Origin of the sequence: Actinomadura viridis, from assembly GCF_015751755.1 — a bacterium.
Lineage (GTDB): Bacteria > Actinomycetota > Actinomycetes > Streptosporangiales > Streptosporangiaceae > Spirillospora > Spirillospora viridis.
The window spans coordinates 6,799,277-6,810,688 of record NZ_JADOUA010000001.1 but is presented as its reverse complement, the minus strand read 5'-3'; the positions used below and the strand labels follow the sequence as shown (position 1 = coordinate 6,810,688).

Genomic DNA, 11,412 nt, shown 5'->3' with positions numbered 1-11,412 from the left:
CCCAGGGCGCGACCGCGATCACCGTCCGGCTCCGTCCACGGTAGGGGGGTCCACGGGATGGCGGTGGGCGAGGAGGCCCACAACGGCGAGGATCGCGTCGGTGATCCGGTCCGCCTGCGCCAGCGGCTCGCCGCGAACGGTCCAGAACCACGGGTTGTCGAAGTCCTCAGGACGCCGCCGCAGCGTGATCGAGTCCTCCCTCGGCGCCGCCTTGGGGCAGCAGGCCGGCACCTTGGAATTGATCACGCGCATCCCGTGCTGCGTCCACTCCACCTCGTAGCCGCGCGAGCTGAGTTGCGCGCCGAGTACGGCGAGCCGATTGGTCGGGGTCGTACCATCTGCCATGGGTCGGAGTCACTTTCCGGCCAAGGCCCCGGATCCCCCGGTGTTCGAGCACCGGGCCGGGGCCGCCTTGTTGTCGGGGATGGTGCGCGGGCCACAGTCGCCTTACCCGTGCACATCTTGTGACTCTCAGTGAACCCCTGACGTGGCCTCAGCGGGAGAGGAGAATGTCGGAGACTTTGTCTCCGGGTCTCTCCGGGTCCCCGAAATGATCACGAGGTGGCCGTTGAGTGAGAAACCGCGCCCGACCTGGGCCGTTCGCCTCCAGGTAGAACGCGAAAGGCGCAAATGGAGCAAACGCCGGATGGCGTGCGAACTCATGAAGGCCGCCGGAGTTGCACATGCATCGGTGGACAACATCACTCGGCAGATGCTCGACTGGGAGAAGGGTCTGCACTTCCCTCGCGATTGGACCGACGCCTATGCGATCGCGTTCGACACCACGCCGGCCGAACTCTTCGGTGACGCCCCGCCCATGTGGGCATCTTCCTTGCATGAACCTCTCGCAGAGATCGAGGACGACGTGAAGCGCCGCGCCCTGCTGGGGATTCTCGCCACCGCCGCGGCGACCGTTCCGCTCGGCTACGAGGGCGAACGCCAGCGCGCGGCCTTGAACAGCGCGTTCGGTGCCGCCCCGACCGAACGGGACGCCGACACCTGGGAGCGGGTCGCCTACGACTACGCGCACGAAGTGGGCACGATCCGCACTCCGGCACAGGTCGTCCTACCCGAACTCCTCACCGACCTCGGTGAGCTCAGCATGCTCATCCCACAGGCGACCGGACCAGCACGACACCGGCTGATCCATTCGGCAGCCGAACTCGCGGCGTTGACGGCGATCGCCTTCACCCAGATCGAGGATTTCCGGAGCGCACGCCGCTGGTGGCGGAGCGCGGCGCGGGCGGCCGACGAATCCGGCGATCACCTGCTCTCGGCCCGAGTGCGGGGAAAGCAGGCCGTGTTCTCTCTCTACGAAGCGGACCGACCTGAGCTGTCGAGCCTCGGTACCGCAGAGGAGGCCATCGCGATCGGCCGCGGCGTACCGTGCGGAGGGATTGCCAGCGCCTACGCCGCCAAGGCCCAGGCACTCGCCCAACTCGGCCGCCACACTGAGGCGGTCGGCGCTGTCGAGAAGCTGCGGAAGGTGTTCGACAAGCTGCCGGACGAGACCCGGGACGATACCGCCTCCCAGTGGGGGTGGTACGAGCATCGCCTGCATTTCGTCGTCAGCCACGTGTACACCCTTGGCGGCGACGTCTCACGCGCCAACGCGGCACAGGACGCGGCGGAAGCCCTGCGCCCAGGCAGGATCTCTTTGGGACGGGCTCAGGTCGAGTTGCACCGAGCCGGCTGCATGTTGCGTACCGGCGACATCGACGAGGGTGCCCGGCATACGGTGCGGGTGCTCGAACGGCTGCCCGCCGAGTTCGCCAGCGACGGGCTGGTGCGCCGTACGGCGGTGACGTCGCTGGGGCTGGCGCCGCCGGACGCGACGAACCGTCCCTCGGTGCGGGAGGCCCGCGAGCTGCTCGCCCTGACCTCGGGAGAACGATGACTCCGACGGATCTCGCCTTCAGCAGGCACGACGCGGCCTCGGCCGAGAAGATCCTCGACACCGTCATCGTGCCGCTGTACGAGGCGAGCCATGCCGACGTGATCGGGAACCCCTTCTACTCCAGTGAACGGTTCGCCGAGCGGGTCCGTGGCTACTGCGCGGCGCCGGGGTTCGAGATCGTCCTCGCCCGGATCGATGATCGGCCGCTGGGACAGGCGTTCGGCTACGCGCTGCCGCCGAAGGCCCGATGGTGGAACGGCCTGACGACGCCCGTACCGGACGGCTTCACCGAGGAGACCGGCGCCCGCACCTTCGCGTTCAACGAGCTGATGGTCGTCCCGGAATGGCAGGGCAAGGGCGTCGCGCATGCTCTGCATGACGAACTGCTGAACGGCCGGGCCGAGGAACGGGCGACGCTGCTCGTCCGCGAGGACAACACGCCCGCGCGGACCGCGTACGTCCGGTGGGGATGGCAGAAGATCGGGAAGCTGCGCCCCTTCCCGGACGCGCCGCACTTCGACGCCATGGTGATCGAGCTGCCCCTGCCCACATGAGCCGCAACTGCCGTCGCAGGCCGCTGCCGCTGCCGCTGCCGCTGCCGCCGCCACTGCCGTTGCCGCTGCCGTCGCCGTCCGTACCGCATCCCTGACCGGCGCACGGTGACGGCCGGGCCGGGCCGGTCAGCGGTCGACCCGGCCGACCCGGCCGACCCGGTACGTGATGTGGGTGGCCTCGGGGGTGTCGACCGTGTCCAGATGCTCCAGCTCGGGCCCGGCGGTGCCGTCGAACAGGGCGGTGCCGGACCCCAGCAGCAGCGGGACGATGTGCAGCCGCAGGCGGTCGACCAGTCCGGTTCGCAGCGCCTGCCGGACGATCGACGCGCCGCCCATCACGTGGACCCGCTTACCGCCGGCGGCGGCCGAGGCCGCTTCGATCGCGGCGGCGACCCCGCCCGTCTCGAACGTGAACGTGGTGTCGCCCTTGCGCACCACCTCGTGCGGCCGGTGGGTCACGACGAAGACCGGCATCCGGTAGAAGCCGTCGTCCCCCCAGCCGCCGGTCGCCTCGTACACCGTCCGGCTCGTCACGACGGCGCCGGACGCGGCGAACGTCGCCTCGCTCAGCCGCCGCCCCTCCTCGTGCTCCAGCCACGCGTGCAGCGCCATGCCGCCCTTGCCCAGGCCGGGCCATTCGTCCAGGTCGGGACCGGTGACGAAGCCGTCCACCGACATGGAGATGTCCACCTCAACGAGTGCCATGCCCAGGTAGACGCGTCCCGGCCGGAAACTCACCGATGATCCGGTCGTCTTTCTTCGTCCGTACGGGTATGAGCGTTGCCGTGGACACCGCGAGTTTCGCGGACCTGACCCGCCGGTACCACCGCGAACTGCAGGTCCATTGCTACCGGATGCTCGGTTCGTTCGACGAGGCCGAGGATCACGTGCAGGAGGTCTTCCTACGGGCGTGGCGGTCCCGGGACGCGTTCGAGGAGCGTTCCAGCGTCCGAACGTGGCTGTACCGCATCGCCACGAACGTCTGCCTGGACACCTTGCGGCGCACGACCCCGCCGCTGCAGCCGTACCCCGACCACCTGCTCGACGAGAGCCCCGGCCCGGACGCGGTGGCGATCGGCCGCGAGACGATCTCCCTGGCGTTTCTCGCCGCGATCCAGCTTCTGCCGCCCCGCCAGCGGGCCGTTCTCATCCTGCGGGACGTGCTGTCCTGGCCCGCGAGCGAGGCCGCGGCGCTGCTCGGGACGAGCGTGCCGGCGGCCAACAGCGCCCTGCAGCGGGCCCGGACGACCCTGCGCGAACGGTGGCGGGGCGGTCGGCTGGAGTGGGCGCCCGCCGCCGAACCGGACCCCGCCGAACGCGAGCTGCTGGAGCGGTACATCGCCGCACACGAGAAGGCCGACCCGGAGGCACTGATCGATCTGCTCCGGGAGGACGTCCGGCTGACCATCGGCCCCGGCGCCGGCGAGTGGACCGGCAAGGCCACGGTCGCGCGGGCGCTGCGCCAGGACATGAACACGCTGGGACAGTGGCGGATGCTGCCGACGGCCGCCAACCGCCTTCCGGCCGTCGGCGCCTACGTCCGCGGCGCGGGCGACACCGCGTTCCGCCCCTTCGCGCTGGTCGTCCTGACCCCGGAGGCCGGTCTCCTCGCCGCGATGGACTCGTTCGAGACGCCCGGACTGTTCGCCGCGTTCGGCCTCCCGGAGAGCCTGGCCCCTACACGTTGACTTGCGGCGAGTTGCTCTGTCCGGCACCGCGTGGGGCAGCAACTCGCCGCAAGTCAACGTACGGATGAACGGGCGGGCGGGGCAGGCGACTCTTACCGCTTTACACGTTGTATGGGCTCCAGGCGCGGCGTACGTTCACCGCGTGGGCCATCACCCGACAGTTCGCGGACATACCCGAACCGGATCCGGGACGGTGCCGCCCGCGGCCACCGGCCGGGCCGTATCGGGAGCCAGGCCGAGCCTCCGCGAGGAGCAAAGGAATCTGACCCGGGCCCGGATCCTCGACGGGGCCGTGGCCGTGTTCGACACCGGATCGTTCGTCGAAGCGACGATGGAGGACATCGCGCGCGCGGCGGGAGTCACGCGCGTGACGGTCTACGCGCACTTCGCCGGGAAGACCGAGATCCTGCGGGCGCTCGTGACGCGCGTGTACGAGGTCGCCGACGACATCTACGCCGATCTGGCCGCCCTTCCGGCCTGGACCCGCCAGGGAGTCCGCGGCTGGCTGGAGGGCGCGACGGCGCGCTGGCACCTGGTGGCCCCGGTGGTCCGGGCGCTCGCCGCCGCCGGTCCCGCGGCGACCGGTGAGGGCGCCCGCGACCGTTACCGCGCCGCTCGTGAACGGCACGTCGCCCTGCTGACCGAAGACCCCCGCCGCTGGCGTGGCGTCCCCCCGGCGGAGGCCCGGCAGCGTGCCTTGATGGCGGTGCTGCAACTGGAGTCGTTCCTGTCGGTGTGGCTGGCGGGCGGCTGGCCGGTGGAGACCGACGATCCGCTCGACCTCCTCGCCGACGCTCTCTGCCACCTGCTGATGCCCGCGCTGTCCCCCGGGCCGGGCTGATGCTCCCGATTGCACGCCCGCCCGCGCCCGCGCCCGTGCCCGCCCGTCCCGTGCCCGCGCACCTCGTGCCCGCGCACCCCGTGCCCGCGCACCCCGCGCCCGCGCACCCCGTGCCCGCGCACCCCGCGCCCGCGCATTCAGGGTGCCCGTCCGGCGCCTGCGCCCGCGCATGGCCGCCTCCGCATCCGCCCGTCCCGTGCCTGCGCATTCAGGGTGTGCCCGTCCCGCGCCCGTGCGCGTGCACCCCGCGCTCGCGCACGGCCGCCTCCGCGTCCGCTCGCCCGCCCGTTCGCCCGTCCGCCGTCCGCCCGCCCGCCCTTTCGCCCGCCCGCCGTCCGCCCTTTCGCCGCCCTGCCCGTGCTCCATGGCCTCGTCACGCGGCGCGGCGGTGGCCTGCTCCCGTCTGCCTCGGCCTGTCCTCCCGCCAAGTGATCAACGACATCCGTCTCGCAGAGGAGTGTGTGATGACGACCGTACGACCGTGGTCCGAGCTGTTCGGCGCACCCGACCGGCTCGAGATCGACCCGGAGTTCGCCAGGCTGCGCGAAGAACGGCCACTGCAGCGGGTCCGCCTGACCTACGGCGAACCCGCCTGGCTGGCGACCCGTTACGAGGACGCCAAGCTCGTCCTCAGCGACCCCCGCTTCAGCCGCGCCGCCGCCACCGGACGCGACGAACCCCGCACCCGGATGTACTCGGGCTCGTCCGCGTCCCTGCTGAGCTACGACCCGCCCGAACACGGCCGCCTGCGCAGGCTGGTGGCCAAGGCGTTCACCGCCCGCCGCGTCGAACGGCTGCGCCCCCGCACCCAGCGGATCGCCGACGACCTCGTCGACCGCATGGTGGCCGCCGGGCCGCCCGCCGAACTGGTCGAGGACTTCGCGCTGCCCCTGCCGATCACCGTCATCTGCGAGCTGCTCGGGGTTCCCGTCGCCGACCGCCGCGACTTCCGGCTGTGGTCGGACGCCTTCCTGTCCACGACCAGGTTCACCCCGGAGCAGGTCACCGAGTACACCGGGCGGCTGTGGGACTACATGGCGGGCCTGATCGACGACCACCGCCGGACGCCGCGCGACGACCTCATCGGCGCGCTCATCGCGGCCCGCGACGAACAGGACCGGCTGTCGGAGGACGAGCTGCTGGCGATGGCCGTGGGGATCCTGGTCGCCGGACACGAGACCACCGCCTCGCAGATCCCCAACTTCGTCTACACGCTGCTCACCCACCCCGCCCAGCTCGCGGCCGTGCGCGCGGACCCCGGGCTGATCCCTCAGGCGGTCGAGGAACTCATGCGCTTCGTCCCGCTCGGCGGAGGCGCAGGCAGTGCCCGGTACGCGCTCGAAGACGTCGAGGTGGGCGGCGTGAAGGTGCGCTCCGGTGAACCCGTCGTGGTCGCGGTGCACTCGGCCAACCGCGACGAGTCGGTCTACACCGACCCCGACACTCTCGACCTGAACCGCCACCGCCAGGAGCCGGCCCACATCGGGTTCGGCCACGGACCGCACCACTGCCTGGGCGCCCAGCTCGCCCGCATGGAACTCCAGGTCGCCCTGGGAACCCTGCTGGGACGACTCCCCGGGCTGCGGTTCGCCGGTTCGGAAGAGGACATCGTGTGGAAGACCGGAACGGCCACCCGCGGACCGGAACGCCTGCCGCTCACCTGGGACGAGCCGCGCCCACGTTCGTCCGCCACCGGTTGGGCCGCCGAGCCGGCCGCGGAACCGGCCACCGAGACGTCCGCCGGAACGTCCGCTGAATCGCACGCCGGAACGTCCGCCCAATCGCACGCTGGAAGGCCCGCCGGAACGTCCGCCGGAACGCCGGCTGAATCGCACGCCGGAACGTCCGTGGAGAGGAGCCCCGCATGACCGATACGACCTGGCTGATCGAGGTGGACGGAGGCACCTGCATCGGCTCCGGCATCTGCGCCGGGACCGCCCCGGACCACTTCACCGTCGAGAACGGCACGTCCCGGCCCGCGCGGCGGCGGACCGAGCCCGCCGACCGGGTACTGGATGCGGCGGAGTCGTGCCCGGTCGAGGCGATCACCGTCCGCGACGAGGGAACCGGGGAAGTGATCGCCCCCGAGCCGTGATCGCACCCGGCTCACCGGCAGGGGAGCGGCCCAGAACCTGCCCGCACCCCTGCCGGAGCCGGCCGACCCCAGGCCGTCCCGGTCTGCGGGGTTCACTCCTCCGCGAGGATCTCGTCACCGACGAGGCCGCGTAGCCGGTCGTTGGCCCGCTCAAGGGTGGTGAGGGTGATCTCGCGCTGTTCGGGACCGGCTTCCCCCATCGCCTCTTCGGCCAGTTCGGCCCAGGCGCGTTCGATGTCCGGCAGCAGTTCGTGACCGGCGTCGGTGACCACGATGCGCACCTGGCGGCGGTCGGAGGGCACCGGCTCGCGCCGGAACCAGCCGCCCTTCTCCAGCCGGGCCAGGCTGCGGGTCGCGGTCGGCGGCTCGATGCCGAGACGTGCGGCCAGCTGCGAGACCGTCATGCCGTCCGGCTCCTGCGCCAGGAACCACAGCAGTACGTCCTGGCCGGGATGCAGGCCGAGCGCCGCGAGCTTGCGCGCCTTGGCTTCGCGGTAGAGCTTGCTCATCTTGTTCAGCGCCCGATTGACGCGCATCGCCTCGCTTGCCTCCACGGATCGATCCTACTAACGTTTAGCCGACTAATAGATAGTCGGCTAAGCATTGGAGAGGCATGGATCTCGGACTCGACGGCCGGGTCGTCCTGGTCACGGGAGCGTCCGGCGACATCGGCGGGGCGATCGCCAGGACGTTCGCGAAGGAGGGCGCACTGGTGGCCGCAGGCTGGCACAGGGGTGAGGAACGGGCCCGCGCCCTCGTCGACTCGATCGTCCAGGAGGGCGGCAAGGGGGCGGCGGTACGGATCGACCAGCGCGACCCGGCGTCGGCCGAGGCGGCGGTACGGGAGGTCGAGCGGGAGCTCGGCGACGTCTCCGTCCTGGTCGCCAACGCGGTCGCGTGGCCGGCCATGGCCCCGGAGACCTGGCAGAGCCTGGTCGACGGCTTCACCGTGAACGTGACCGGAACGCTCGCGCTGATCGACGCCGTCCTCCCCGGCATGAGGAGCGCCGGAGGAGGACGGCTGGTGCTGGTCTCCTCCGACGTGGTCGATCAGCCGATGCCCGCGGGCGTGGCCTACCCCGCCGCCAAGGGGGCGCTGGAGACGGCCGCCAGGGTGCTCGCCGTGCGCGAGGCCCGGCACGGCGTGCTGACGAACGTCGTCCGGCCCGGCTTCACGCTGACGGAACGGGCACTGACCACCCCCTGGCTCGGGCAGGAGGCGATCGACTCCGAGTCCGCCGAGACGCCCACGGGCCGCATCTGCACTCCCGAGGACGTCGCCTCCGCCGCCGCCTACCTCGGCTCGTTCGCGAACGGGCACGTCAACGGGGAGGTCCTCTCCGTCGCGGGCGGCCGGCACCTGACCCGCTGAGCCGCGCCGGAGGAACGGGCGGACCGGTTCTCCGCCCGGCGGCCTCCAGGCTGCCGGGCCGGGCCACCGAGCTGGGCCGTCAGCGCGGCCGTCAGCCCGGCCGTCAGCCGGCCGGCCGCCGCCGGCCGGCCGCCGCCGGCCGGCTGCCAGTCGGCCGCTAGTCCAGGCGGACCACATCCAGATCGCCGTCGTGGTACATCTTCCGGAGCGTCACCTTGGAGAACTTGCCGACGCTCGTCTTCGGCACGGCCTCGATGAACGACCAGCGTTCCGGAAGCTGCCACTTCGGGATCCGGCCGGTCAGGAACTCCCTGAGCTGCTCGGCCGTCACCGCGGCGCCCTCCCGTACGACCACCGACGCCAGCGGGCGCTCCTGCCAGCGGTCGTCCGGGACGCCGACCACCGCGGCCTCGACGATGTCCGGGTGCGCCATCAGGTGGTTCTCCAGGTCGACCGAGGAGATCCACTCCCCGCCCGACTTGATCACGTCCTTGGCCCGGTCGGTGAGGACCAGATAGCCGTCTGATGAGAGCGTCCCGACGTCGCCGGTACGCAGCCAGCCGTCGTGGAACCTGGCCGGATCCTCGTCCAGGTAGTACGAGCCGGTGATCCACGGGCCGCGGATCTCGACCTCGCCGACCGCCTCGCCGTCGTCGGGCAGCACGACGTCGCCGTCCCCGACGATCCGTACCTCCAGCCCGGCCAGGATGCGGCCCTGGGTGACCCGGTGCCGCCAGGCGTCCTCGCCCTCCGCGCCCACCGGCGGATGCGCCATCGTCGCCACCGGCGAGGTCTCGGTCATCCCCCAGGCTTGGACGATCCGTACCCCGATCTCGTCGAAGCCGCGCATCAGCGCCTCCGGCACCGCCGAGCCGCCGCACGGGACCAGCCGCAGCGAGCTGAGGTCGGCGCCGTGCTCCTTGACGTACCGCAGGACGTCCGCCCAGATGGTGGGCACGGCACCGGCGATCGTGGGCCGCTCCGCCTCGATCAGCCGTACCAGCGGCTCGGCCTGCAGGTGGCGGTCAGGCATGACCAGGGACGCGCCCGCCATCATCGCCGCGTACGGCAGGCCCCAGGCGTTGGCGTGGAACATCGGCACCACCGGCAGGACCCGGTCGGCGGCGCTCATGGCCAGGGAGTTCCCGGTAGAGGTCGCCATCGAATGGAGGTACGCCGACCGGTGCGAGTACACCACGCCCTTCGGATTGCCCGTGGTGCCGCTGGTGTAGCACATGGCGGCGGCCGACCGTTCGTCGATCTCGGGCCAGTCGAACGAGGCGGGCTCGGCCGCGAGCAGCTGCTCGTAGGAGTGCAGCTCCTTGCCCGCCTCCGCCAGCGGCGCGGTGTCCCCGTCGCCCACCACGATCACGTGCCGGACGGTCGTCATCTTGGGGAGGACGGGGGCCAGGAGCCCGATCAGCGAACCGTCCACGATGACGACCCGGTCCTCCGCGTGGTTCGCGATGTAGACCAGCTGGTCGGGGAAGAGCCGGAGGTTGAGCGTGTGCAGCACGGCCCCCATGGAGGGGATCGCCAGGTACGCCTCAAGGTGCTCGGCGTTGTTCCACATGAACGTGGCCACCCGCTGGTCGCCGTCCACCCCGAGCCGGCGCAGCGCCCCCGCCAGCCGGGCGGCGCGTTCGCCCAGCTCGGCATAGCTCCGCCGGCGGGTCCCGTCGCCGGTCCAGGTGACGACCTCGCTCCCGCCGTAGATTTCCGTGCCGAAGCGCATGATCGTGGTGATGGTCAGCGGGAAATCCTGCATCGTGCTCCACACGGCGCACCTCCAGCTCGGTGGGTCCAGAACCGGATTCTTGCCCGGATGGGGTGACGATGTCAGTACTCGGCGCCCCATTTTTCCCGGGACCGGGCCGGACGGCCGTGCTATCGGCGCCGTACGAGCGCCACGTACACGCGCGTTAGGGGAGGCGGCGGTGGAGGCCCGGAGCCCGAGCGCGGTGCTCGAGCGTGGAGCCCGAGGGCGGAGCCTTGGCGCGGAGCCCGAGCGCGGAGCCTGAGCGTGGAGCCTGAGCGTGGAGCCTGGGCGTGGAGCCCGAGGGCGGAGCCTGAGCGCGGAGCCCGAGCGTGGAGCCTGGGCACGGAGCCTTGGCGCGGAGCAGGAATGTAGCGGCCCGAGGGGGGTGCCTGGGCGCGGAGCCTGGGCGCGGTGCCCGAGCGCGGAGCAGGAAAGTCGGGGCCCGAAGCAGGGAGGCCGAGGACGGACCCTTCGGCGTATGGCGTGTCAGGGGCGGGGGTGCGAGGCGTTGGGGAAGTCGGCTTCGAGGGCGGCGTCGTCGCGGAGCTTGGCCATGGCCCGGGAGACAGTGCTCTTGACCGTTCCGACGCTGACCCCGAGGGCCTCCGCGATCTCGGCCTCCGGCATGTCCTCGTAGTAGCGCAGCATCACCGCGAGGCGCTGGCGTTCGGGGAGCCGGTCAAGGGCGCGTCCGAGGGCGTCGCGCAGGTCGCTGCGCCGGGTGTGATCGTCCACCGGCTGGTCGGGCAGCTCATCGGTCGGGTAGATGTCCAGCTTGCGGCGGCGCCACCAGGAGATCTGCGTGTTGACCATGGCCCGCCGCACGTAGCCGTCCACGGCGGCGCGGTCCTGGATCCGGTCCCAGGCCAGGTACGTCTTGGCCAGGGCCGCCTGGAGCAGGTCCTCGGCCTCCGCGCGGTCGCCGGTGAGCTGCAGCGCGGCACGCAGGAGCACCGGGCCGCGAGCCGCGACGTAGTCGCGGAACTCGTCGTGCCGCGTGCTGTTCACGTCACCACCGAGCCAGGGGTTGGGAGCCTCAGTCGACCCGTACCGGTCGGGATCCCGGAAATTCAAGATCCCTATGTCTCGACGATCGCATGTGGATCGTAATTCTGGGCCATCAGGAAATCTAATTTAGGGTCAACCGGGGGAGAATAATCTACCTAGGTAAAACAAAGCTCATCAGGCAACCGATTTATTGCGACA

The 11,412-nt window shown here is 71.5% G+C and carries 12 protein-coding genes; 7 read left to right on the top strand and 5 right to left on the bottom strand.

The features are described from left to right. Positions 1-18: 18 nt before the first annotated feature. On the bottom strand, positions 19-345 hold the full coding sequence (locus tag IW256_RS30835; protein WP_197014297.1) for a hypothetical protein: 327 nt from the start codon (positions 343-345) through the stop codon (positions 19-21). A gap of 301 nt (positions 346-646) precedes the next feature. Between IW256_RS30835 and IW256_RS30830 the strand changes: the two genes are divergently transcribed. After that, on the top strand, positions 647-1,897 hold the full coding sequence (locus tag IW256_RS30830; RefSeq protein WP_197014296.1) for an NsdA family TPR-like regulatory protein: 1,251 nt from the start codon (positions 647-649) through the stop codon (positions 1,895-1,897). Next, positions 1,894-2,451, top strand: coding sequence for a GNAT family N-acetyltransferase (locus IW256_RS30825; protein WP_197014295.1), 558 nt, complete (start codon positions 1,894-1,896; stop codon positions 2,449-2,451). The genes IW256_RS30830 and IW256_RS30825 overlap by 4 nt, the downstream gene beginning before the upstream one ends. Positions 2,452-2,577: 126 nt before the next feature. Here the strand turns inward: IW256_RS30825 and IW256_RS30820 are convergent, their stop codons facing one another. Further along, positions 2,578-3,189: a dihydrofolate reductase family protein gene (locus tag IW256_RS30820; RefSeq protein WP_307829232.1), complete on the bottom strand. Its 612-nt coding sequence runs from the start codon at positions 3,187-3,189 to the stop codon at positions 2,578-2,580. 47 nt (positions 3,190-3,236) lie between these two features. Here IW256_RS30820 and IW256_RS30815 point away from each other — a divergent pair, with 47 nt between their 5' ends. The 4 genes from IW256_RS30815 (at position 3,237) to IW256_RS30800 (ending at position 7,075) form a co-directional block, all read left to right on the top strand. Next, on the top strand, positions 3,237-4,139 hold the full coding sequence (locus IW256_RS30815; RefSeq protein ID WP_307829231.1) for an RNA polymerase subunit sigma-70: 903 nt from the start codon (positions 3,237-3,239) through the stop codon (positions 4,137-4,139). Between the two features lie 64 nt (positions 4,140-4,203). Then, the gene (locus IW256_RS30810; protein WP_269217958.1) at positions 4,204-4,980 is read left to right on the top strand and encodes a TetR/AcrR family transcriptional regulator; all 777 of its coding nucleotides are present in this window, start codon (positions 4,204-4,206) and stop codon (positions 4,978-4,980) included. A 464-nt stretch (positions 4,981-5,444) separates the two neighbouring features. Further along, entirely contained in the window at positions 5,445-6,848 is a 1,404-nt protein-coding gene (locus IW256_RS30805) for a cytochrome P450 (protein ID WP_197014292.1), read from the top strand. Continuing rightward, positions 6,845-7,075, top strand: a complete 231-nt coding sequence (locus tag IW256_RS30800; RefSeq protein ID WP_197014291.1) for a ferredoxin — start codon at positions 6,845-6,847, stop codon at positions 7,073-7,075. The genes IW256_RS30805 and IW256_RS30800 overlap by 4 nt, the downstream gene beginning before the upstream one ends. 92 nt (positions 7,076-7,167) lie before the next feature. Here IW256_RS30800 and IW256_RS30795 read toward each other — a convergent pair whose 3' ends face one another. Continuing rightward, on the bottom strand, positions 7,168-7,629 hold the full coding sequence (locus IW256_RS30795) for a MarR family winged helix-turn-helix transcriptional regulator (protein ID WP_197014290.1): 462 nt from the start codon (positions 7,627-7,629) through the stop codon (positions 7,168-7,170). A gap of 59 nt (positions 7,630-7,688) precedes the next feature. Between IW256_RS30795 and IW256_RS30790 the strand changes: the two genes are divergently transcribed. Continuing rightward, entirely contained in the window at positions 7,689-8,447 is a 759-nt protein-coding gene (locus tag IW256_RS30790; protein WP_197014289.1) for an SDR family NAD(P)-dependent oxidoreductase, read from the top strand. A 157-nt stretch (positions 8,448-8,604) separates the two neighbouring features. On the opposite strand, the gene IW256_RS30785 is transcribed toward IW256_RS30790, so the two are convergent. Further along, a complete protein-coding gene (locus IW256_RS30785; protein ID WP_231403998.1) occupies positions 8,605-10,215 on the bottom strand; it encodes a long-chain fatty acid--CoA ligase in 1,611 nt (536 codons plus the stop codon). Between the two features lie 477 nt (positions 10,216-10,692). After that, the gene (locus tag IW256_RS30780; protein WP_197014287.1) at positions 10,693-11,214 is read right to left on the bottom strand and encodes a SigE family RNA polymerase sigma factor; all 522 of its coding nucleotides are present in this window, start codon (positions 11,212-11,214) and stop codon (positions 10,693-10,695) included. Positions 11,215-11,412 lie beyond the last annotated feature (198 nt).